This window comes from Streptomonospora nanhaiensis (assembly GCF_013410565.1).
Lineage (GTDB): Bacteria > Actinomycetota > Actinomycetes > Streptosporangiales > Streptosporangiaceae > Streptomonospora > Streptomonospora nanhaiensis.
Genome location: NZ_JACCFO010000001.1, coordinates 5,883,300 through 5,906,105, shown reverse-complemented (window position 1 = coordinate 5,906,105; position 22,806 = coordinate 5,883,300). Strand labels below are relative to the sequence as shown.

17 protein-coding genes, 1 pseudogene and 1 riboswitch are annotated in these 22,806 nt (G+C 74.2%); of the genes and pseudogenes, 12 read left to right on the top strand and 6 right to left on the bottom strand.

Annotated features, from left to right (window positions below; translation table 11 throughout):
* The first annotated feature begins 28 nt into the window (after nucleotides 1-28).
* The 6 genes and pseudogenes from queC to HNR12_RS25955 all read left to right on the top strand — a co-directional run bounded on the left by queC (nucleotide 29) and on the right by HNR12_RS25955 (nucleotide 6,377).
* Nucleotides 29-721: a 7-cyano-7-deazaguanine synthase QueC gene (gene queC, locus HNR12_RS25980; RefSeq protein WP_179770004.1), complete on the top strand. Its 693-nt coding sequence runs from the start codon at nucleotides 29-31 to the stop codon at nucleotides 719-721.
* Nucleotides 721-1,356 carry a 7-carboxy-7-deazaguanine synthase gene (queE, locus tag HNR12_RS25975; protein ID WP_179770003.1) on the top strand — a complete coding sequence of 212 codons (636 nt, stop codon included), beginning with the start codon at nucleotides 721-723 and terminating at the stop codon, nucleotides 1,354-1,356. The genes queC and queE overlap by 1 nt, the downstream gene beginning before the upstream one ends.
* On the top strand, nucleotides 1,356-1,910 hold the full coding sequence (locus tag HNR12_RS25970) for a 6-pyruvoyl trahydropterin synthase family protein (protein WP_179770002.1): 555 nt from the start codon (nucleotides 1,356-1,358) through the stop codon (nucleotides 1,908-1,910). The genes queE and HNR12_RS25970 overlap by 1 nt, the downstream gene beginning before the upstream one ends.
* An 80-nt stretch (nucleotides 1,911-1,990) precedes the next feature.
* Nucleotides 1,991-2,620 carry a GTP cyclohydrolase I gene (gene folE / locus HNR12_RS25965; RefSeq protein WP_179770001.1) on the top strand — a complete coding sequence of 210 codons (630 nt, stop codon included), beginning with the start codon at nucleotides 1,991-1,993 and terminating at the stop codon, nucleotides 2,618-2,620.
* Between the two features lie 351 nt (nucleotides 2,621-2,971).
* Nucleotides 2,972-4,932, top strand: a pseudogene (locus tag HNR12_RS25960) (glycoside hydrolase family 9 protein); the annotation flags it as partial.
* Between the two features lie 248 nt (nucleotides 4,933-5,180).
* Complete coding sequence (locus tag HNR12_RS25955) at nucleotides 5,181-6,377, top strand: methyltransferase domain-containing protein (protein ID WP_179770000.1); 1,197 nt, start codon at nucleotides 5,181-5,183, stop codon at nucleotides 6,375-6,377.
* A gap of 21 nt (nucleotides 6,378-6,398) precedes the next feature.
* On the opposite strand, the gene HNR12_RS25950 is transcribed toward HNR12_RS25955, so the two are convergent.
* Nucleotides 6,399-7,553, bottom strand: a complete 1,155-nt coding sequence (locus HNR12_RS25950; protein WP_179769999.1) for a FecCD family ABC transporter permease — start codon at nucleotides 7,551-7,553, stop codon at nucleotides 6,399-6,401.
* Nucleotides 7,554-7,559: 6 nt separating this feature from the next.
* Complete coding sequence (locus HNR12_RS25945; protein WP_179769998.1) at nucleotides 7,560-8,567, bottom strand: ABC transporter substrate-binding protein; 1,008 nt, start codon at nucleotides 8,565-8,567, stop codon at nucleotides 7,560-7,562.
* A gap of 124 nt (nucleotides 8,568-8,691) precedes the next feature.
* A riboswitch (cobalamin riboswitch) is annotated at nucleotides 8,692-8,816 on the bottom strand.
* 178 nt (nucleotides 8,817-8,994) lie between these two features.
* Between HNR12_RS25945 and HNR12_RS25940 the strand changes: the two genes are divergently transcribed.
* Nucleotides 8,995-10,893, top strand: coding sequence for an ABC transporter ATP-binding protein (locus HNR12_RS25940; protein WP_179769997.1), 1,899 nt, complete (start codon nucleotides 8,995-8,997; stop codon nucleotides 10,891-10,893).
* 90 nt (nucleotides 10,894-10,983) lie between these two features.
* Here HNR12_RS25940 and HNR12_RS25935 read toward each other — a convergent pair whose 3' ends face one another.
* Together HNR12_RS25935 and HNR12_RS25930 are read right to left on the bottom strand one after the other, a co-directional pair.
* Nucleotides 10,984-11,631 (bottom strand): SRPBCC family protein, encoded by a 648-nt coding sequence (locus tag HNR12_RS25935; protein WP_179769996.1) that lies wholly within the window; start codon nucleotides 11,629-11,631, stop codon nucleotides 10,984-10,986.
* 28 nt (nucleotides 11,632-11,659) lie between these two features.
* The gene (locus HNR12_RS25930) at nucleotides 11,660-12,046 is read right to left on the bottom strand and encodes an ArsR/SmtB family transcription factor (protein ID WP_179769995.1); all 387 of its coding nucleotides are present in this window, start codon (nucleotides 12,044-12,046) and stop codon (nucleotides 11,660-11,662) included.
* 142 nt (nucleotides 12,047-12,188) lie between these two features.
* On the opposite strand from HNR12_RS25930, the gene HNR12_RS25925 reads away from it, so the two are divergent.
* Nucleotides 12,189-13,268: a COX15/CtaA family protein gene (locus HNR12_RS25925; RefSeq protein ID WP_179769994.1), complete on the top strand. Its 1,080-nt coding sequence runs from the start codon at nucleotides 12,189-12,191 to the stop codon at nucleotides 13,266-13,268.
* Here HNR12_RS25925 and HNR12_RS25920 read toward each other — a convergent pair.
* A complete protein-coding gene (locus tag HNR12_RS25920) occupies nucleotides 13,198-14,571 on the bottom strand; it encodes a PrsW family intramembrane metalloprotease (RefSeq protein WP_179769993.1) in 1,374 nt (457 codons plus the stop codon). The genes HNR12_RS25925 and HNR12_RS25920 overlap by 71 nt on opposite strands.
* Before the next feature lie 196 nt (nucleotides 14,572-14,767).
* Between HNR12_RS25920 and HNR12_RS25915 the strand changes: the two genes are divergently transcribed.
* Nucleotides 14,768-15,259, top strand: coding sequence for a phosphotransferase (locus HNR12_RS25915; protein ID WP_179769992.1), 492 nt, complete (start codon nucleotides 14,768-14,770; stop codon nucleotides 15,257-15,259).
* Nucleotides 15,260-15,475: 216 nt separating this feature from the next.
* On the opposite strand, the gene HNR12_RS25910 is transcribed toward HNR12_RS25915, so the two are convergent.
* A complete protein-coding gene (locus HNR12_RS25910; protein WP_179769991.1) occupies nucleotides 15,476-16,471 on the bottom strand; it encodes a heme o synthase in 996 nt (331 codons plus the stop codon).
* A gap of 1,056 nt (nucleotides 16,472-17,527) precedes the next feature.
* On the opposite strand from HNR12_RS25910, the gene tkt reads away from it, so the two are divergent.
* The 3 genes from tkt (at nucleotide 17,528) to zwf (ending at nucleotide 22,683) form a co-directional block, all read left to right on the top strand.
* Nucleotides 17,528-19,648: a transketolase gene (tkt, locus tag HNR12_RS25905; protein WP_179769990.1), complete on the top strand. Its 2,121-nt coding sequence runs from the start codon at nucleotides 17,528-17,530 to the stop codon at nucleotides 19,646-19,648.
* A gap of 123 nt (nucleotides 19,649-19,771) precedes the next feature.
* Nucleotides 19,772-20,878 carry a transaldolase gene (tal, locus tag HNR12_RS25900; RefSeq protein ID WP_179769989.1) on the top strand — a complete coding sequence of 369 codons (1,107 nt, stop codon included), beginning with the start codon at nucleotides 19,772-19,774 and terminating at the stop codon, nucleotides 20,876-20,878.
* Nucleotides 20,879-21,153: 275 nt separating this feature from the next.
* A complete protein-coding gene (gene zwf / locus HNR12_RS25895) occupies nucleotides 21,154-22,683 on the top strand; it encodes a glucose-6-phosphate dehydrogenase (protein WP_179769988.1) in 1,530 nt (509 codons plus the stop codon).
* Nucleotides 22,684-22,806: the final 123 nt, after the last annotated feature.

Sequence of the window (22,806 nt, the reverse complement as noted above, 5' to 3'; positions counted from 1 at the left end):
CCAACCGTCCACGTGAAAGCAGGCACGCATGAAACCACGCGCCATCGTCCTTCTCAGCGGCGGCCTCGACTCGGCCACGGCCCTGGCCATCGCCCAGCACGAGGGCTTCGAGCCCTACGCGCTGAGCTTCCGCTACGGCCAGCGCCACAGCGTCGAACTGGCGGCCGCCCACCGCGTGGCCGCGCACCGGGGCGTGGCCCGCCACGTGGTCGCCGACATCGACCTGCGGGTCTTCGGCGGGTCCGCCCTCACCGACGACATCCCCGTGCCCAAGGACAGCACCCCCGAGGAGATCGCGGCGGGGATCCCCGTCACCTACATCCCCGCGCGCAACACCGTGTTCCTGTCCTTCGCCCTGGCCTACGCCGAGACCGCCGGCGCCTTCGACATCTTCACCGGGGTCAACGCGGTCGACTACAGCGGCTACCCCGACTGCCGCCCCGAGTACCTGGAGGCGTTCGAGGCCATGGCCAACCTCGCCACCCGCGCCGGGGTCGAGGGCAGGCGGCTGCGGCTGCGCTCGCCGCTGGTGCGGCTGACCAAGGGCGAGATCATCAAGCGCGGCCTGGAGCTGGGCGTGGACTACTCCCTGACCTCCAGCTGCTACGACCCCGACCCCCAGGGCCGGGCCTGCGGCCGCTGCGACACCTGCCGGCTGCGGCTGAAGGGGTTCGCCGAGGCCGGGGTGCCCGACCCCATCGCCTACCGGAGCGCGGTCTGATGGCCTACCTGATCAAGGAGATCTTCTACACGCTCCAGGGCGAGGGCACCCACGCCGGGCGGCCGGCCGTGTTCTGCCGGTTTGCCACCTGCAACCTGTGGACCGGCCGCGAGAAGGACCGGCACCGCGCCGTCTGCCAATTCTGCGACACCGACTTCGTGGGCACCGACGGCCAGAACGGCGGCCGGTTCGCCACCGCCGACGACCTCGCCGCGGCCGTCGAGCGGCAGTGGCGCCCGGGCACCGCCGAGTACCGGTTCGTGGTGTGCACCGGCGGCGAGCCGCTCATCCAATTGGACACCGCCGCGCTGGACGCCCTGCACGCCCGCGGGTTCTGGGTCGCGGTGGAGACCAACGGCACCATGGCACCGCCCCCGGGCGTCGACTGGCTGTGCGTCAGCCCCAAGATCGGCGCGGACCTGGTGGTGGAGCGCGGCGACGAACTCAAGCTCGTCTACCCCCAGGAGGGCGGCGACCCCGCGCGGTTCGAGCACCTGGACTTCGCGTCGTTCCGCCTCCAGCCCATGGACGGCCCCGAGATCGAGCACAACACCCAGGCGGCGCTGGAGTACTGCCTGGACCACCCCCGCTGGCACCTCTCCCTGCAGACACACAAGCACCTGGGGATCGACTGATGGAGACCACCGGCCCCGGCGCGGGGGCAGCCGCCGCCCCCGCGCCGGCCCCACCCGCCGCCACCGCCCGCCCCGCCGCCGAGCACGCGGTGGCCGTGCGGCACAACTTCGAGACCGCCCACCGGCTGCCCCACCTGGCGGGCAAGTGCGAGAACCTGCACGGCCACTCCTGGTGGGCCGAGGTCACCGTGACGGCGCCCCGCCTGGCCGAGGGCACCGTGGTGGAGTTCGGCTCGTTCAAGGCCGGGCTGCGGTCGTGGATCGACACCCAGCTCGACCACGGCGCCATGCTCGGCTCGGCCGACCCGCTGGCCAAGCTGCTGCCCGACCACGGCTGCAAGGTGTTCCGGTTCGGCGCCGCCGACCCGCGGCCCGCCGAGCGGTTCGCCCGCGACCTGGCCTACCCCACGGTCGAGGCGGTGGCCGAACTGGTGGCCCGGGTGGCCGCCGACCTGCTGGCGGCCCTGCCGTGTGCCCCCGGCGCCCGCGTCAGCGCCGTGTGCGTCAGCGAGACCCATGTCAACACCGCCCAGTGGCGGGAGACCGCGCGGTGAGGATCCCGGAGCGGCGGCCGGGCCCCACCGGCGGCCGGTCCGCACCCGCGCACCCGCCCACCCGCGAGCGAGGAGACCCGATGACCACCCTGCCCACCGACACGCGCGACACGGCCGCCGCCCTCGACACCCCCGGCCGCGCCGAGGCGCCCGCGGTCGCCCACGCCCGCGCGCTGCTGCGGGAGCTGGGGCTGCCCTGCGACACCGAGTCCACGCGCCGCACCCCCGAGCGCTTCGCCGCAGCCCTGGCCGAGATGACCAGCGGGCTGCGGCTGGACCCCGAGCGGCACCTCAAGGTGCGCTTCCCCGCGGAGTCGGGCCGCCAAGGCGTGATCGCGGCGGTCGACGTCCCCTTCGTGGCGATGTGCGAGCACCACATCCTGCCGTTCTCCGGCCGGGCCACCGTGGCCTACCTGCCCCAGCCCGGCGCGCCGATCGTGGGGCTGTCCAAGCTGGCCCGGCTGGTGCAGGAGCTGGCGCGCCGGCCCCAGGTGCAGGAGCGGCTGGGCGAGCAGACGGTGGCCGCGCTCGACACCCACCTGTCGCCGCGCGGTGCGGCGTGCCTGATCCGCTCCGAGCACGCCTGCATGACCCTGCGCGGCGCCCAGGCCCACGGCGCGGCCATGGTGACCTCGCACCTGAGCGGGGAGTTCGCCACCGACCCCGCGCTGCGCGCCGAACTGACCGCGCTGGCCCCGCCCGCGCGCTGAGACCGGCGGCGCGGGTCAGTGCGGACACGGCCCGCGCCGCCGCCCACGGGGCCGGGCAGTCCCTCGGGCTTTGCCTCGAACTCTGTTCCGCCGTGCGCGCCCATCGACGGCGCGGCGCGGCCATCGCACCATACATACGACGCCGAGGCCGGTGACCGCTGTCACATGGGAGCGCTCCCAAGCGATCGCGGGACGGCCCGGCGCCAAGCCCGGCCCGGCCCGGGCGGCGCGCGCTCCGGCCCAGGCCGGACGCACCGCCGCCCCCGCCCGCCCGTCCCCTCGTCCCGCTCCATCCCCCACCCCATCCCCCACCGCCCGTGGCGCCGCGTCCGGCGCCGGGAAGGCCCGCACATGCCGCATCCCCCCTCCCCGTCCCGTGCCCGCCGGCTCCCCCGCCGCCTGACGGCGCTCGCGGCGGCCGGCGCCGCCGCGCTCGGCCTGCTGGCCGCGCCGCCCGCCTCCGGCACCGCCGAGGCCGCGCCCCGGTTCAACTACGCCGAGGCGCTGCAGAAGTCGATGTTCTTCTACGAGGCCCAGCGCTCGGGCGACCTGCCCGCCGACAACCGTGTGAACTGGCGCGGCGACTCCGCGCTGGAGGACGGCGCCGACGTGGGCCTGGACCTCACCGGCAGCTGGTACGACGCCGGCGACCACGTCAAGTTCGGCCTGCCCATGGCCTTCAGCGCCACCATGCTGGCGTGGGGCGCGGTGGAGAGCCCGGAGGGCTACACCGCCTCGGGTCAGATGCCCTACCTCAAGGACAACCTGCGCTGGGTCAACGACTACTTCATCAAGGCCCACCCCGAGCCCAACGTGTTCTACGCCCAGGTGGGCGACGGCGACGCCGACCACAAGTGGTGGGGTCCGGCCGAGGTCATGCCGATGGAGCGCCCGGCCTACCGGGTCGACGCCTCGTGCCCGGGCAGCGACGTGGCCGGCGAGACGGCGGCGGCCATGGCCGCGTCCTCGCTGGTGTTCGCCGAGGACGACCCGGCCTACGCCGCCACCCTCGTCCGCCACGCCGAACAGCTCTACGACTTCGCCGACACCTACCGGGGCCGCTACTCCGACTGCGTCCCGGCCGGGAACTTCTACCGGTCGTGGTCGGGCTACCAGGACGAACTGGTGTGGGGCGCCTACTGGCTCTACCGCGCCACCGGAGACGACGCCTACCTGGCCAAGGCCGAGGCCGAGTACGACCACCTGTCCACCGAGCAGCAGACCGACACCCGCAGCTACCGCTGGACGGTGGCCTGGGACGACAAGTCCTACGGCGCCTACGCGCTGCTGGCCATGGAGACCGGCGAGCAGCGCTACGTCGACGACGCCAACCGGTGGCTGGACTACTGGACCACCGGCGTCAACGGGCAGCGGGTGCCGACCTCGCCGGGCGGCCAGGCCGTGCTCGACACCTGGGGGTCGCTGCGCTACGCCGCCAACACCGCCTTCGTGGCGCTGGTGTACTCCGACTGGCTGGACGACCCCGTGCGCAGGCAGCGCTACCACGACTTCGGGGTGCGCCAGATCGACTACGCGCTGGGCGCCAACCCGCGCAACTCCAGCTACGTGGTGGGCTTCGGCCAGAACCCGCCGGTGAACCCCCACCACCGCACCGCGCACGGCTCGTGGCTGGACAACATCCAAAGCCCGCAGGACAACCGGCACGTGCTCTACGGCGCCCTGGTGGGCGGCCCGGACGGCCCGGACGACGCCTACACCGACAACCGGCAGGACTACGTGGCCAACGAGGTCGCCACCGACTACAACGCCGGGTTCTCCAGCGCGCTGGCGGCGCTGGTCGCCGAGTACGGCGGCACCCCGCTGGCCGACTTCCCGCGGGCCGAGGAGCCCGACGGTCCGGAGATGTACGTGGAGGCGGCCCTCAACCAGTCCAGCGCCACCTTCACCGAGATCAAGGCGATGGTGCGCAACCGGTCGTCCTTCCCCGCGCGGATGCTGGACGAGGGGACGTTCCGCTACTGGTTCACCCTGGACCCCGGCGTGGAGCCGGGCGAGGTCCAGGTGAGCAGCGCCTACAACCAGTGCGCCGCGCCCTCGGGCGCCCGGCAGGCGGAGGGCGACCTCTACTACGTCGAGATCGACTGCACCGGGCAGGAGATCTTCCCGGGCGGACAGTCGCAGTGGCGGCGCGAGGTGCAGTTCCGGATCACCGGCGGCACCGGGTGGAACCCGGCCAACGACTGGTCCTACCAGGGCGTCGGGTCGCAACTGGCGCCCGCGGAGAACATCGTGCTCTACGACGCGGGCGAGCCGGTGTGGGGCACCGCGCCCGAGGGCGGCGGGTGAGCCGCCGCTGGTGGCCGGGTCCCCCCGCGGGGGCGGACCCGGCCACCAGGCCGCGTGCCGCGCGCGCCCGGCGCGGCCCGCGACGGCCCAGGCAGGGGCCCGATCGCGCGGACGGCCATGACACCCGGCCGCCGCCGGGCTAGCGTCCAGAACGTCATCGGCTCCTGGAGGCAACCATGGGCGGGCACGAGAACCCCGACGTCCCCCGCGACTCCGGCCGGGGCAGCGACGGCGACGGACAGGACCCCAACAAGTGACCGAATCCGCACAGGCGTTCCTTCCCGGCGCGGAAATCGCCCGGGTCCTCACGGCCAAGGGCGCGGTCCAGGATCCCGCCTGGCACCGCGCGGTCCTGGCCGTGGACCGGCTCGCGTTCATCCCCGACACGGTGTGGGTCCGCCGCGCGGGCCACCGCGAACTGTTCGAGCCCTACCCCCGCACCGACCCCGACGTCGCGCGGTGGGTCAACGAGGACTACGCCCTCATCACCCAGGTGGACGACGGCTCGCCGACCGGGCCCGACGGCTCCGGCGTGGTCCCCTCCTCCAGCATCTCCCAGCCCTCCCTGGTGGTGGCGATGCTCCAGGCCATGGACGCCCGCGACGGCGACACCGTGCTGGAGATCGGCACCGGCACCGGCTACAGCACCGCCCTGCTGTGCGAGCGGCTGGGCGACGAGAACGTCACCTCCGTCGAGATCGACCCCGGCGTGGCCGAACGCGCCCGCGAGCGGCTGCACGGGTTCGGCTACAAGCCCCGGCTGGTCGTCGGCGACGGCGCCCACCCGCCCGAGGGGCCCTATGACCGCGTGATCGCCACGGTGGCGGCCCGCAGCGTCCCGGCGGCCTGGATCACCCGGACCCGGCCCGGCGGAACGGTCGTGAGCCCGTGGGGGCCGGGCTTCACCTCCGCCGGGCTGCTGCGCCTGGAGGTCGGCGAGGGCACGGCCCAGGGCCGGATGATCGCCGACGCCGCGTTCATGTGGCTGCGCGGCCAGCGGCGCTCCGCCGACCCCTGGCACACCTTCGTCGACGAACACGACCCCGCCGCCGTGGCCGGGCACACCGACCTCAACCCGCGCGTGGTGGCCGACCGCGACCCCGGCTGGGGCGTGGTCCTGGGGTGGCGGGTGCCAGGGCTCGCCTACGCGTCCTTCGAGGCCGACCCCGACAACCACCCGGCGGCGGGCGAGGCCACGGTCTACGTCTACGACCGCGCCGGCTCCTGGGCCCTGGGCGAGTACGTGCCCGCCGGTCCGCCCTACGAGACCCTGCGGGCCGGTCCGCGCGACCTGTGGGCCGAGATCGCCGCCGCGCGCGAGGTGTGGCGCGCGGCCGGGTCGCCCGGGCGCGACCGGCTCGGCCTGACCGTCACCGCCGGCGGCGGGCACCGGCTGTGGGTGGACACCCCCGCCGATCCCGTGGACCCCGGGCCCCTCGGCGGGGTGTGAGCCGCATCCGCCTCCACCCGCTCAGCCCGCCGCACCGCGCCGGGTGCCGCGCCGCATCAGCCACAGGAAGAACGGCGCCCCGCACAGCGCGGTGAGGATCCCCACGGGGATCTCCTCGGGCCGGGCCAGCGTGCGCGCGACCAGGTCGGCCAGGACCATGAACGGCGCCCCCAGCAGCACGGCCACCGGCAGGGCGCGCCGGTGGTCGGGGCCCACGAGCATGCGCGCGATGTGGGGCATCATCAGCCCGACGAACCCCACCGGGCCGCTGACCGCCACCAGCACGCCCGTGGCCAGCGAGACCACCACGAACATCGCGGCGCGGAACCCGCCGACGTTGAGGCCGATCCCGGTGGCGGTCTCCTCGCCCAGTGCGAACACGTTGAGCGCCGGCGTCTGCGCCGCGACGACCAGGGTGCTGACCGCCACGGCCGCGGCGGGCGCGGGCAGGGTGGCCCACGTGGTGCCGCCCAGCCCGCCCAGGGTCCAGCGCTGCACCAGGGCGGCGGCGTGGGGGTCGCCCGAGGTCATGATGACCAGCGCGGCGGCGGCCGACAGCACCTCGGCCATGACCACCCCGGACAGGATGAGCCGCAGGGTGCTGATCCGGCCGCCGGTGCGGGCCAGCAGGTAGACGGCCACGAGCGCGGCCAGCGCGCCGAGGAACGCGGTGGCCGGCAGCGACTGGCCGCCGAACAGCCGCACGCCGAACACCACGACCACCACCGCGCCGAAGGTGGCGCCCGAGGACACCCCCAGCAGCAGCGGGTCGGCCAGCGGGTTGCGCACCAGCGTCTGGAGCACCAGCCCCACCCCGGCCAGGCCCGCGCCCACGAGCGCGGCCAGCAGCACGCGGGGCAGGCGCGCCGTGACCACGATGGCCTCGGTGGCGGGCGGCCAGTCGGGCGGCACGAGCCCGGGGGCCGCCTGGTGGAGGAGGATGCGCCAGGTGTCGGCGGCCGAGATCCCGACCGAGCCCGCGCCCACGCCCAGCGTCATCGCCAGCGGAAGGGCGGCCAGCAGCAGCGCCAGCGCCACCGGGAGCGGGAGCCGGCCGCGCCGGGTGGGGACGGCGGCGGGACGGGATCGGCCGGGCGGTGGCCCCGGCGGGGCCGGGGCGGCGGGGGTGCCGCCGGGGGCGCGCGGTGCGGCGGGGGTGTCGGCGGTGTCGGCCATCCCCGCTCAGAACGCCTCGGGGTGGAGCTGCTCGGCGATGCGGGTGACCGCGTCGCCCACCCGGACGCCCACGACAGTGGAGGACAGCGGCAGCTCGGCGAACCGCTCCCGGCGCACAGCGGGCGCGTGGGCCAGGGCGGGCTGGGCCAGCACCGCCCGGCGCTTGTCCTCGACGGTGGTGGACCCGTAGTCGTAGAAGAGGATCGCCTCGGGGTCGCGGGCGGCGGCCTGCTCGATGGAGACGTCGGCGAACACGTCGTCCACGTCGGAGAACACGTTGCGCCCGCCGGCGGAGGCGATCATGTCGTCGGCGATCCCGGCGCCGCCGGAGGTGAAGACGGTGGCGTCGAGGGAGTCCACCACCAGCACGTCCACCGGGTCGGTGCCCGCCAGCCGGGCCTCGACCGAGGCGACCTCGGCCTCGATGTCGGCGACGAGTTCGTCGGCGCGCTCCTCCACGCCGAAGAGGCGGCCGATGTTGCGGATCTCGGTGCCGACCGTGTCCAGGTCGACGTCCGTGGCGCACTGCTCGACGGAGGCGTAGGTGGTCATGCCGGCCGCCTCCAGCGCGTCGCGGCCCCGGCCCTCGGCGGGGTCGAAGGCGCTGGCCGCGAACCCGGCGTAGACGAAGTCGGGCTCGGCGGCCAGCAGCGCCTCGTAGGAGGGGTAGCGCTCGGCGAGCACGGGGACGGACGCGTAGTCCTCGCGCAGCTCGGGCAGGACCGCGTCGTCCAGGAACGCGGTGCCCACCATCCGGTCGGCCAGGCCCAGGGCGAGCATGATCTCGGCGACGTGCTGGTTCATGGCCACCGCCCGCTGCGGCGGCGCGGAAACGGTGACCTCGCGCCCGCACTCGCGCACGGTGACGGGGTAGCCCTCGGCCGGGGCGCCGCCGCCGGCGCCCGCGGCAGTGCCGCAGGCGCTGAGGGCGAGGACCACTCCGGCCGCGGCGGCGGCCGACCTGGCCGCCCGGCCCGGCCGGGCGGGGTGCGGGGAGGGAGGGGATGGGCGCACGTCTGGTCCTTCCGCGAGGCCGGGCGCGGCGCGCGGCGCGGCCCGCGGACGGGGGCACACGGGGGTGCCGCCGGCGCGCTCCGCCTCCGGGGTCCGCGCCCCTGGGTGACGAGTCGCGACGGGTCAGTGTCCTGACTCCCGGATCAGCGCCTGGCCCGGCCTTCCGGCGCGCGCGGCGCCGTGGCCGTGAGCGGGTTCGGCTCCCCGGTCACAGTGGCGGGACCGTGCCGGAGTCGCACCGGCTTCCTGTCGTCCCGTCGCCGTCCCAGGCTAGCGAGCGCCCGGCCGCGGCGGAGGGCCGGGGCCGCGGGCGGCGTCCGCACCGACTTGACCTCAAGTTAGGTAGAGGAATTATCGTCCGGTCTGTCGCAGGGAGCCGGTAGGAACGGCCGTGCGGCCGCCGACGACGACGAAAAGGGTGAAGCCGATGAGCATGGAGGTCAGCGCGTGGACATCGATGTACAACGCGATGCACGCGCAGGAGGACCGGCGGCCGTTCTCGTGGCCGACCCTGCGCCGGATCGGCCGGTTCGCCCGCCCGCACCGGCGCACCCTGGGCTGGTTCGTGCTGCTGAGCAGCGTGGTGGCGGCGCTGGCGGTGGCCACTCCCCTGCTGGCCGGGCGGATCGTCGACGCGATCGTCCACGGTGAGCCCTTCGACGTCGTGGTCGGCCTCGCCGCGCTGATCGCGGGCATCGCCGTCGCCGAGGCCGGGCTGGGCCTGCTCCAGCGGTGGCTGTCGGCGGGCATCGGCGAGGGCCTGATCCTGGACCTGCGCTCGGCCGTCTACGACCACGTGCAGCGCATGCCGATCGCGTTCTTCACCCGCACCCGCACCGGCGCGCTCGTCAGCCGGCTCAACAACGACGTCATCGGGGCGCAGCGGGCCTTCAGCGACACCCTCTCGGGCGTGGTGGGCAACCTGGTCACCCTAGCGCTGACGCTGGCCGCCATGCTGGCGCTGTCGTGGCAGATCACGCTGATCTCGCTGCTGCTGCTCCCGGTGTTCGTGGTGCCGGCGCGGCGCATGGGCAGCCGCCTGGCGCGGCTGGAGCGCGAGGCGGCGGCGCACAACGCGGCCATGGGCACGCAGATGACCGAGCGGTTCTCGGCGGGCGGCGCCACCCTGGTGAAGCTGTTCGGCCGGCCCGAGCGGGAGTCGGCGGAGTTCCGCGCGCGGGCGCGGCGGGTGCGCGACATCGGCGTGCGCACGGCCATGGTGCAGACGGTGTTCATGACCGCGCTGACCCTGGTGTCGGCACTGGCCCTGGCGCTGGTCTACGGCCTGGGCGGGTTCCTGGCGCTGCGCGACGAGCTCGCGGCCGGCGCCGTGGTGTCCCTGGCGATGCTGCTGACCCGGCTGTACGCGCCGCTGACCGAGCTGGCCGGGGCGCGGGTGGAGGTCATGAGCGCGCTGGTGAGCTTCGAGCGGGTCTTCGAGGTGCTGGACCTCGCTCCGATGATCACCGAGCGGCCCGGCGCGCGGACAGTACCCGAGGGCCCGGTGTCGGTGGAGTTCGACCACGTCGGGTTCGCCTATCCCGCCGCCGACAAGGTGTCGCTGGCGTCGCTGGAGGAGGTCGCCGTGCTCGACACGCGCGGCGGCGACCAGGTGCTGCACGACGTCACCTTCCGCGCCGAGCCCGGCCAGACCGTGGCGCTGGTGGGGTCCTCGGGCGCGGGCAAGTCCACCATCGCGGCGCTGCTGCCGCGCCTCTACGACGTCGACAGCGGCGCGGTCCGGCTGGGCGGGGTGGACGTGCGCGACCTCACCGCGGAGTCGCTGCGCCAGGTGCTGGGCATGGTCACCCAGGACGGCCACCTGTTCCACGACACCGTGCGGGCCAACCTGCTGCTGGCCCGGCCCGAGGCGGGCGACGACGAACTGTGGGACGCGCTGCGCCGGGCGCGGCTGGAGGACCTGGTGGCCGAGCTGCCCGACGGCCTGGACACGGTGGTGGGCGAGCGCGGCTACCGGCTCTCCGGCGGCGAGCGGCAGCGGCTGACCATCGCGCGGCTGCTGCTGGCCCGGCCCCGGGTGGTGATCCTCGACGAGGCCACGGCGCACCTGGACGCCACCTCCGAGGCGGCGGTGCAGGAGGCGCTGGCCGAGGCGCTGGAGGGGCGCACGGCCGTGGTGATCGCGCACCGGCTCTCCACCGTGCGCGCCGCCGACCAGATCCTGGTGGTCGAGCACGGGCGGATCGTGGAGCGCGGCACGCACGAGGAGCTGCTGGCGGCGGGCGGGCGCTACGAGGTGCTGTACCGCACCCAGTTCGCCCCGGCCGACCGGTCGGGCGAGGCGGCGGCGCCGGCGGGGCGCTGAGGGGACCCCGGCGGGGGCGGGGGTGTCCGCGGGCGCGGGGCGCGCCGGCGGACACCCCCGTGTGGCGGGTGCCGCGCGCGGACCGGGGGCTCAGGCGCCGGGCTCGGGGGCGTCGGCTCCCGTGTAGAAGGCGGTGGTGCGGTCGGCGGCGGCCTTGGCGGCGGCCTCGTCGGCGCCGGCCTCCACGTTGGCCTGGCGCCAGCGGTCGCTGCTCAGCTCCACGAACCGGCGGCCCTCCTCGGAGGCGCTCCAGCGCTCGACCTCGGCGGGGTCGAGCGCGACACCGGAGGCCAGGTGCCGGGACAGGCCCAGCAGCGCCATGTCCCAGCCCACGCCCGTGGCGCCGGGGCCGAACTGCGCCCACAGGTCGTCGTCGACGTGGGCGATGTGCACCAGCTCCACGCGGGTGCCGGTGGGCTCGGCGCCCAGGGAGACCTCGATCCAGCTGACGTTGTCGCCGTACTCCCAGGTGGCGGTGAAGGCGGTGGGCGGCTCGCAGGAGAGGACGGTGCCGCCCGCGTTGCCCTCGAGCTGGTAGTGGCCGCCCTCGCGCAGGTCGCCCGTGACGGGCAGGAACCACCGGGGGATCCGCTCGGGGTTGGTGCAGGCGTCCCAGACGTCCTCCAGCGGGGCGTCGTAGGTCTGGCTGATCGTCGAGACGCGCGCCTCGCCCGCCTCCAGCATGCGCGTGCCCAGTCGGCGGCGCACGGCGCTGATCTGGTGGGTGACGTCGATCATGGTGGTCTCCTCTGCCTCGGATGGGTCCTCAGCCCGGGGCGTCGGGCGCGCCCGGCCGCTGCTCGGCCGCGCCGCCCTGCCCGGCGGCGAGCCGGCGCTCCCGCCGGCCCCGGGCCAGTTCGGTGGCCAGTGCCTCCAGGCGCGGTGTCCAAAAGCGCCGGAAGCGGTCGAGCCACTGGTCGATGTCGCGGAGGGGTTCGGGGTTGACCGCGTAGAGGCGGCGCGCGCCCTGGGGACGCACGGTGGCGAATCCGCTGTCGCGCAGGACCTTGAGGTGCTGCGAGACGGCGGGCTGGCTGATTCCGAACTCCTCCCGGATGACCGCGCTCACCGCTCCGGAGGTGGCCTCGCCCTCCGCGAGCAGTTCGAGGATCCGGCGGCGGACCGGGTCGCCGAGGACGTCGAACGCGTTCATCGCACAAAAATACAGTCGCGACTAATATAAGCCAAGACTAATACTCCCAGGTGATCCGACACAGGAGGCGGCTACCCGGACTCGGGCGCGGCACGCGCCGCCCCGTGCGGGGTCCGCCGAACCAGGTACTACAGTCTGTCGTATGCGCGGTCTCCCAGCTCCGGCGCCTGTCGCGGCGCCCGAACTCGAACTCTTCTCCCAGCCCCTGTGGGTGTGGCAAATCGCCTTCGCGGTGGTGGGCGTCCTGGTCCTCGCGGCACTGGCCCGGACCGTCTGGCGGCCCACCACGGCGGCACTGCGCTGGTGGGGACTCGGCAACATCGTGGTCAACGCCGGGATCGCGGTCACCGGCGCCACGGTGCGGGTCACCTCGTCGGGCCTGGGCTGCTCGGAGTGGCCGCGCTGCACCGAGGAGAGCTTCGTCCCGGTGGGCACCGGGCACAGCCCGATCAACGCCGCGATCGAGTTCGGCAACCGGACGCTGACCTTCCTGGTGCTGGCCGTGGGCGTCATCGTCTTCATCGCCACCCTGCGCAGCCGGCCCCGCCGCCGCGACCTGCTCACGCTGGCCACCGTCATCCCGCTGGGCGTGCTCGGCCAGGGCGTGGTCGGCGGCATCACCGTCTGGAGCGACCTGCACCCGGCCTCGGTCGCCGCGCACTTCCTGCTCTCCACCGTCGTGGTGGTCCCGTGCGTGGCCTACTACGTGCGCTGCCGCGAGCCCGAGGGGCCGCTGCGCGTGACCGCGCCGCGGTGGGTGCGCCCGCTGGCCACCGCTCTGGTGCCGGTCGGGTTCGCGCTCCTGGTGGCCGGGACCGTGGTCACCGGCACCGGACCGCACGGCGGCGACCCCGGCGCGCCCCGATGGGACTTCGACATGGTCACTGTGGCGCGGGTGCACTCGGCGCTGGCCTGGCTGGTGCTGCTGGGCGCGCTGGCGCTGGTGGTGCTGACCCTGCGGCGCGGCCCGAAGGTGCTGCGCACCTCGGCCCTGCTGCTCGCGGCGGCCGTGCTCGCCCAGGGGGCGCTGGGCTACACCCAGTACGCGCTGGGCCTGCCCGAGTGGCTGGTGGTGCTGCACGTGCTGGGCTCGGCCGTGGTGTGGACCGCGATCCTGCGGACCTACTTCGCCACGGCCGAGCGCGTCGCGCCTACCAGCTCTGCGGAGGCTGGGGCGGGTACGGCGGCTGCTGCGGCGGGTACGGCGGCCGCCCCCCGCTAGGCGGCGTGCCCGGCCCGGGCGGGTGCGGCGGGCGGCCCTGCTGGGCGGCGTCGCGCCGGGCCTGGGCCTGGGCGATCACGTGGGCGAAGTCCGCCCGCTGGAGGAAGCCCGAATCGGTGGCCTTGGGCGCCCACGCCGGCGCCACCGGCTGCTGCACGTGGCCCAGGAACGCCACGCGGGCGGCGTGCATCAGCGCCAGGAAGCTGTCGCGGCGCTCCTCCCAGTGCGGGCGGGTGACGCCCCGGGCCAGCCGCTGGTGCAGCAGCGCCAGCTCGGTGGCGGCCAACTGGTAGTCGCGCATGGCGTTGCGCCCGCGCTGCCCGGCGTTGCGCTGCGCCCAGGAGCGCGCGCCCCGGCGGCCCGGCATGGAGCTGAGCATGCGGATGTCGGCCGGGGTGACCAGGCCGGTGGAGGTGTAGGGCGGCAGGAACTGCGCGATGGCCGCCACCTGGCGGCGGCGGTCCTGGACGGCCAGCACGATGATCGACAGCAGCACGAAGAACAGCACCACGTAGGCGATGCCCAGCCCGAGCCAGCCGAAGACGGTGGAGCCGTTCCACAGGCCGTGCAGGATGACCGCGCCCACCCAGCCCAGGAACGGGGCGAAGAGGCGGCCGCCGCCGCGGTTGATGGCGGCGTAGGCCACACCGATGCCGATCATCGCTGTGTAGAGCGGGTGGCCGAACGGCGCGATGAGCCCGCGCAGGACGAAAGTGAAGCCCAGGCCGAACATCCCCTGGTCCAGGAACGAGCTGAGGAAGTAGAGGATGTTCTCGGTGAAGGCGAACCCGGTGGCGACCATCGCGGCGTAGGTGACGCCGTCGGTCATGGAGTCGATCTCGTAGCGGCGCCGCCACAGCAGGATGAGCAGCACCATGCCCTTGGCGCTCTCCTCGACCAGCGGGGCGCCCACGGCCGTGGACACGAACTCGCCCATGTCCTGGCCGAAGGCGGGCACCGCGAGCAGTTCCATGCCCGCGGTGTTGAGGACGAAAGACACCACCACGGCCACGCCCGCACCCCACAGGAACGCGAACAGCAGCATGCTGCCGGGTTCGGGTTCCAGGCGGTCCAGCAGCAGGATGAGGGGCACCAGGATCGCCACCGGGATGATGGCGGCGAAGAGGCTGAGGAAGAACCCGACGACGCCGGCCACACCGCCGCCCGCCAGGCCCGACCACAGCAGGTAGACGAGCATCAGCAGCATGCAGAACACGCTGACGACGATGCCGATGGTGAGGCCGATGGAGCGGCGACCGGGCTTGCGCCCCTCCAGAATGGCTTTAGTGTCAAGTGCGGGCATGGCCCCAGATCGTAGTGCGTCAACGCCCCCGTCCTAAATCACAGGGGCCTCGCGAGCAGGCCGATCACCGGGCAGGACGGGCGTTGCCGCTTCCCCGCGCCCGGCGCGGCCACTACCGGCCACGCGGCCGGCGGGCCGCCGGGCGCCTCCGAGAAAATCCGGTGCCGGTGCGGACGCGCGGTGGCAGGCTGTGCCGATGCGCATGCCCGCCGGCCAGATCACGGTGGCGGAGCCGACGGCCGCCGCCCTTGTCGCCGCCCGGTTCCCGCAGTGGGCCGGCCCGCCCCTGGAGCGCAGCGGGGGGCTGCTGGACGTTCCGCGCCTGCGGGGCCACTGGGAGGACGTGCGGGACCTGCCCCGGGGCGAGTCGCCCGACGTGATGAGCCACACCGACCTGATGCCGGGCACCCTCCTCGTGCGCGAGGGACGCATCACCGGGGTGCTCGACGCGGGCGGGCTGGGACCGGCCGACCCCGCGCTCGGCCTCGTCGGCGCCTGGCACCTGGTGGAGGAAGGGTCCCGGCAGGCGCTGCGCGAGGCGCTGGGCAGCGACGACGCGGAATGGGAGCGCGGCCGGGCGTGGGCTCTGGAACAGGCGTTGGGCCCGGTCTGGTACTACCGCGACAGCAACCCGCCCATGAGCCGCATCGGGCGCCGGACACTGCGCCGTGTCCTGGAGGCGGGGTAGGCAAGGCCCTCCGCCCGCCTCCTCGGCGCCCCCGTCGCCACCTCAGCCACCCACCGGCGGAAGCGATCTGCCGGTGCCCTCGGGCCGTTCCACCGGCCACCGACCAGCCGCCGACGCCACCGGGCACCGTCGACCGGTCCCCGAAAGCACCGCGCGGGGCCCGGTACCCCCGACCCGGACCCCGCGCGCCTACGTGCGTATGCCGCCTGTGCCTTCCTACGCCAGTACACCCGCCAGCAGCGGGTCGACCGTCACCGCGCAGAACAGCAGCGCGAGGTAGGCGTTGGACAGGTGGAAGAACCCCATGGTGCGCAGTTGCGCGCCGCTGACCCCGGCGCGGACCCGCGCCAGCAGGCGGTGGGCCTGCACCAGGAGCACGGCGCCCAGCACGGCCGCCACAACCGGGTAGAGCAGGGTGGTGCCGGCCACCGGCCACAGCAGCAGCGAGGTGGCGACCGTGGCCCAGCTGTAGAGGACGCACTCCAGCAGCACGCGGCGCTCGCCGGCCACCACCGGCAGCATGGGCACCTTGGCGGCGGCGTAGTCCTCGCGGTAGCGCATGGCCAGCGCCCAGGTGTGCGGCGGGGTCCAGAAGAACACCACGAGGAACAGCACGAACGGCGCCCAGTCGAGGCGGTTGGTGACCGCGCTCCAGCCGATGAGCACCGGCATGCAGCCCGCGATTCCGCCCCAGACGACGTTCTGGGCGGTGCGCCGCTTGAGCAGCAGGGTGTAGACGAAGATGTAGAAGAGGATCGCGAACAGCGACAGCGCCGCCGACAGCAGGTTGACCAGCAGCGCGAACCCGACCGTGGAGCCCACCGCCAGGACCAGTCCGTAGATGATGGTGCCGCGCGGGGTCACCTGCGCCATGGCGACCGGACGGCGGCGGGTGCGCCGCATCTCCTGGTCGATGTCGCGGTCGATGTAGCAGTTGATCGCGTTGGCGCTGGCCGCCGACATCGTGCCGAAGACCAGGGTGGCGACCGCCGTCCACAGCGGGGGCACGCCCTGCGCCGCCACGAACATCACCGGGATGGTGGTGATCAGCAGCAGTTCGATGACGCGGGGCTTGGACAGCGCCACGTAGGCGCGCACGTGCGCGCCGAAGGCGGAGCGCCGGGTGCGGGGACCGGCGTCGAGGTGGTCGGGGGCCTCGGGCGCGGGGCTGCCGCCACCGCCGCCGGAGGCCGCGCGGTTCGCGAGGGCCATCAGCGCCGCCGCGCGGTCGGCTCGGCGCCGGGCGCCGAGGAATCGGGGGTCATCCGCACTCCGGACACTGACACGCGCAACCTCAAAGGAACTCAGGGGTGTTTTGCTCGCCGTCGCGGGGGCCGCATCCCGGCGCCACGCCAGGTCCCGCGACAACCCCGTCAACGACATACTGTAGTACTTGCCCGCGAGCGGGCTTGACCGGGGCGGTTTCGGCGCCCGAAGGCGCGCTGACTTCCTGCGACGCGGGGCGCGGTGCGGGTCGGCACCCGGCCGGGCGCGGCGCGGGGCCCGCTGGCAGGGTCGCACGCCCAGCGCCTAAGCGCACAGCGCGCCACGCGGGGGCGCGTCACCGTGCGCGCCGAGCACGTGGAATCCGCCATCCGGCGAAACCCCGGCCTGTTCCCCCAACGCACGCGCCCTACGGGCAACGCGCCGGCCGCGCAAGCCCCGCCCCACCGCAGCCCCGTGCCCTGCCCTCCTCTGCGGCCTCGCCTTCTCCACTTCTCCACCGACTCGCCGCCGTCGCACCGGCGTCGCGCGCCGCGCCTCGCCCGCTTTTGCGGTCCCCTCCCCCCACCCCCACCTCCCCTCGCCCACCCCGTGCCGTCACCCCACCCCGCCCTCGCTCTCCCACCCGCGCCCTCGCACCGCCCGACTCCCATCCCCACCCCCGCTCCCGCCCCCGCCCCCGCCTGCGGGTACCTGGCCACCCGGTGCGCCAGAGCGCCGCCGCGAGTGCCGCGATCAGCGCCGTTCCGGGCGCGTTGCAGGCCGTGCGCCGCGCGCTGTGAGACGTGTCGAACATGCCCGGGTCGGCATTGGGACGATAGGCTCGCAGATGGTCGAACCTGTCGTGTTCGGCGGGCGACGGGGCCGGGTTCGGGCCCGCGTCCGGGCGTCAGCCGAGCGGATCGGCGGCCACCGTGCGGCGGTAGTCCCCGTGGACGGCTGCCTTCGGCAGGCACGCGACCTCGGACAACTCACTACATTCGCGACCCGGCCGAAACTATCGGCCGGGAGTCGCCGGATGCCCGAAAGGAGCCCTGAGCCCGCGTGAAAAGCGACACCTCCCAAGCCCTTGAGTGGTCGGATCTCGACCGGCGCGCGGTCGACACGGTGCGCGCGCTCGCGATGGACGCGGTTGAGGAGGCGGGTTCAGGTCACCCCGGCACCGCCATGAGCCTGGCGCCGGCGGCCTACCTGCTGTTCCAGAAGATCATGCGGCACGACCCCTCCGAGCCGGCCTGGGTGGGCCGCGACCGGTTCGTGCTGTCGTGCGGCCACTCCAGCCTCACCCTCTACATCCAGCTCTACCTCGCCGGCTACGGCCTGACCCTGGACGACCTCAAGCGCCTGCGCCAGTGGGACAGCCTCACCCCCGGCCACCCCGAGGTGCACCACACCCCCGGTGTCGAGACCACCACCGGCCCGCTGGGCCAGGGCATCGGCAACGCGGTGGGCATGGCCATGGCCGCCCGCCGCGAGCGCGGCCTGTTCGACCCGGAGTCGGCGCCCGGCGAGAGCCCGTTCGACCACTTCGTCTACGCGATCTGCTCCGACGGCGACGTGCAGGAGGGTGTCAGCCACGAGGCCAGCGCGCTGGCCGGCACCCAGAAGCTCGGCAACCTGGTGCTGATCTACGACGACAATCACATCTCCATCGAGGACGACACCCAGATCGCGTTCTCCGAGGATGTCGCCGCCCGCTACCGCGCCTACGGCTGGCACGTGCAGGAGGTCGACTGGACCGCCGGCGGCTCCTACTCCGAGGACGTCGAGGCGCTGCACCGCGCGGTGCTGGCGGCCCAGGCCGAGACCGAGCGGCCGTCGTTCATCCGGCTCCGCACGATCATCGGGTGGCCCTCGCCCAACAAGCAGAACACCGGCGCGATCCACGGCGCGGCCATGGGCGCCGAGGAGGTCGCGGCCACCAAGGAGGCCATGGGCCTGGACCCGGCCCACTCGTTCGAGGTGGCCGAGGACGTGATCGAGCACACCCGCCGCGCGGTGGAGCGCGGCCGGGCCGCCCGCTCGGCGTGGGAGGGCGAGTTCGCCGCCTGGCGCGAGAACGCCGGCGAGCGCGCCGACCTGTTCGACCGGCTGCACTCCGGGCGGCTCCCCCAGGACTGGGAGAAGGCGCTTCCGGTGTTCGAGGCCAGCGAGAAGGGCATGGCCACCCGCAAGGCGAGCGGCGAGGTGCTGAGCGCGATCGCGCCGGTGCTGCCCGAGCTGTGGGGCGGGTCGGCCGACCTGGCGGGCTCCAACAACACCACGCCCAAGGGCGAGCCGTCGTTCATCCCCGAGGAGTACTCCACCAAGGCGTTCTCGGGCAACCGGTTCGGCCGGGTGCTGCACTTCGGCATCCGCGAGCACGGCATGGGCGCGATCCTCAACGGGATGGCGCTGCACGGCCCCACCCGCCCCTACGGCGGCACGTTCCTGGTGTTCAGCGACTACATGCGCCCGGCGGTGCGCCTGGCCGCGCTCATGGGCCTGCCCGTGACCTACGTGTGGACCCACGACTCGATCGGCCTGGGCGAGGACGGCCCCACCCACCAGCCGGTGGAGCACCTGTGGTCGCTGCGCGCGATCCCGGGCCTGGACGTGGTGCGCCCCGCCGACGCCAACGAGACGGCCGTGGCCTGGCGGACCATCCTGAGCCAGCGGGAGCGCCCGGCGGCACTGGCGCTGACCCGGCAGAACGTGCCCACGCTGGACCGCACCGAGCTGGCCTCGGCCGACAACGCCGCCAAGGGCGGGTACATCCTCGCCGAGGCGGGCAACGGCCAGCCCCAGGCGCTGATCATCGCGACAGGCAGCGAGGTGACGATCGCGCTGGAGGCGCGCGCCCGCCTGGAGGAGTCGGGCACCCCCACCCGCGTGGTGTCGATGCCCAGCGTGGAGTGGTTCCGGGCGCAGGACTCCGCCTACCGCAACAGCGTGCTGCCGTCGTCGGTGCGCGCGCGGGTGTCGGTGGAGGCCGGCGTGGCGCTGGGCTGGCACGAGTTCATCGGCGAGGCCGGCGTGGCGGTCAGCCTGGAGCACTTCGGCGCGTCGGCGCCCTACACCACCCTCTACGAGCAGTTCGGACTCACCCCCGAGCGGGTAGTCGCGGCGGTGCACGCAAGCCTCGCCAAGCTCGGCGGCGAGCGGGGTTCGACCACCGGGAATTGATCGGGTTCGGAGGGCCTTTCCGAGGTGAGGAGCCTTAAGGAAGGCCCTCCGCCGCGCCGGGGCGGGCGCGCCGAGCGCCCGCCGCCGCGGCCTGGAGCCACAGCGACGAGGAAGAGCGAGGTCATGACGAATCCGTTGCAGACACTGTCCGGCGAGGGCGTCGCCGTCTGGCTGGACGACATCAGCCGGGAGCGGCTGCGCTCGGGCAACCTCAAGAAGCTGATCGACGAACGCAGCGTGGTGGGGGTGACCTCCAACCCGACCATCTTCGACAAGGCCCTCAAGGAGGGCGACGCCTACGACGACCAGCTGCGCGACCTCGCGGTGCGCGGGGTGTCGGTCGACGAGGCCGTGCGGGCGATCACCGCCTACGACATCCGCTGGGCCGCCGACGTCCTGCGCGACACCTACGAGGCGACCGGCCGGCTCGACGGCCGGGTGTCGCTGGAGGTCGACCCCCGGCTCGCCCGCGACACCGAGCGCACCGCCGCCGAGGCGCGCGCCCTGTGGTGGCTGGTGGACCGCCCCAACCTGTTCATCAAGATCCCCGCGACCGCCGAGGGCCTGCCGGCGATCACCCAGGCGCTGTCGGAGGGGATCAACGTCAACGTCACGCTGATCTTCTCGCTGGAGCGCTACCGGGGTGTCATGGACGCGTTCCTGTCGGGCCTGGAGAAGGCGCGCGAGAACGGCCTCGACGTGTCGCAGATCCAGTCGGTGGCGTCGTTCTTCGTCAGCCGGGTGGACACCGAGATCGACAAGCGGCTGGAGAAGATCGGCACCGACGAGGCCGCGCAGCTGCGGGGCCGCGCCGCGATCGCCAACGCCCGCCTGGCCTACCAGGCCTATGAGGAGGTGTTCTCCTCGGAGCGGTGGAAGGCCCTGGCCGCGGCCGGCGCCTCGCCGCAGCGGCCGCTGTGGGCGTCGACCGGGGTGAAGGACCCCTCCTACGACGACACCCGCTATGTGACCCAGCTGGTGGCGCCGGGCACGGTCAACACCATGCCCGAGGCGACCCTGGAGGCCACCGCCGACCACGCCGAGATCACCGGCGACACCGTGCGCGGCACCTACGCCCAGGCCCAGGCCGACCTGGACGCGATCGCGGCGCTGGGGATCGACTACGAGGAGGTGGTCAAGGTCCTGGAGGACGAAGGCGTCGACAAGTTCGCGAAGTCCTGGGAAGGGCTGCTGGCGCGGGTCACCGAGCAGCTCAACCGGCAGGTCTGAGCGGCCCCGCGCCCGGCGGGCCACGGAGCGCCCCGCGCCGCGGGGCACACCGGAGCGCCGGGCGGAGCCCCCGGGCGGGCGCCCCAGCGCGCCCGCCGGGGCCGCCGGAATCCGACCGCCGGGACCTCCGGGGGTGCAAGGAGAAGCGGCGGGGCGATGACAGGGGCGACCGAGCGCCGCCGGCCCGGCCCCGCAGGACAGCGGCGCGCACCCACCCGCCGCCACGGCGGACAGCCACCACACCGACACGGGAGTCGACGTTGAAAGAACCGGTGATGCCGGGAGCGATTCCGAACCCGTTGCGCAGCGAACTGGACCGCCGGCTGCCCCGCATCGCAGGCCCCAGTGTGCTCGTTCTGTTCGGAGTCACGGGCGACCTGGCCCGCAAGAAGCTGCTCCCCGCGATCTACGACCTGGCCAACCGCGGGCTGCTGCCGCCGGGCTTCGGCCTGGTGGGGTTCGCCCGCCGCGACTGGGAGGACCAGGACTTCGCCGCCCAGGCGCACGAGGCGGTGCGCCAGCACGCGCGGACGCCGTTCCGCGAGGACGTCTGGCGCCAGCTGAGCGAGGGCGTGCGGTTCGTGTCGGGCGAGCTGCACGACGACGCGGCGTTCGACGAACTGGCGCGCACGGTGCGCGCCCTGGACGCCGACCGGGGCACGGGCGGCAACTACGCGTTCTACCTGTCGCTGCCGCCCAAGCTGTTCCCCACCGTGGTCAAGCAGCTCAAGCGGTCGAACCTGGCGGAGTCGGAGGACGGCGCCTGGCGGCGCGTGATCATCGAGAAGCCGTTCGGCCACGACCTGGAGAGCGCCCGCGAGCTGAACGCGGTGGTGGACGACGTGTTCCCGCCGCAGTCGGTGTTCCGGATCGACCACTACCTGGGCAAGGAAACGGTCCAGAACATCATGGCGCTGCGGTTCGCCAACACGCTGTTCGAGCCGCTGTGGAACCGCAACTACGTGGACCACGTGCAGATCACCATGGCCGAGGACATCGGCGTGGGCGGCCGCGCGGGCTACTACGACGGGATCGGCGCCGCCCGCGACGTGATCCAGAACCACCTGCTGCAGCTGCTGGCGCTGGTGGCCATGGAGGAGCCGGTGACGTTCAGCGCCGACAGCATCCGCGCCGAGAAGCAGAAGGTGCTGGAGGCGGTGCAACTGCCCGAGGACCTGGTCACCGGCACGGCGCGCGGGCAGTACGCGGCCGGCTGGCAGGGCGGGATGTACGTGCCGGGCTACCTGGAGGAGGAGGGGATCCCCGCCAACTCCATCACCGAGACCTACGCCGCGCTGAAGCTGGGCGTGAACAGCCGCCGGTGGGCCGGGGTGCCGTTCTACCTGCGCACGGGCAAGCGCCTGGGCCGCCGGGTGACCGAGGTGGCGCTGGTGTTCCAGCGGGCGCCCCACCAGGTGTTCAGCTCGGTGGACGTGGAGGACCTGGGGCAGAACTCCCTGGTGCTGCGGATCCAGCCCGACGAGGGCGTGACACTGCGGTTCGGGTCGAAGGTGCCCGGGGCGTCGATGGAGGTCCGCGACGTCACCATGGACTTCGCCTACGGGCAGTCGTTCACCGAGGCGAGCCCGGAGGCCTACGAGCGGCTGATCCTGGACGTGCTGATCGGCGACCCGCCCCTGTTCCCCCGGCAGGAGGAAGTGGAGCTGTCGTGGCGGATCCTCGACCCGATCGAGGAGTTCTGGGCCAAGGAGGGCCGCCCCGACCAGTACGAGGCGGGCACCTGGGGCCCGCAGTCGGGCCACGACCTGCTGGCCCGCGACGGCCGCCAGTGGCGGCGCCCATGACCGGCCGGCACGCGCCGGCGGGGGCGCGGCCGGGCACACGGCCGGTGGCGGCGGTGTGCGGAGGCGAAGGCCAAACGGGAGTCCGGTGTCCATGGATCCACCGTGGCACCGGGCCCGCGCGCG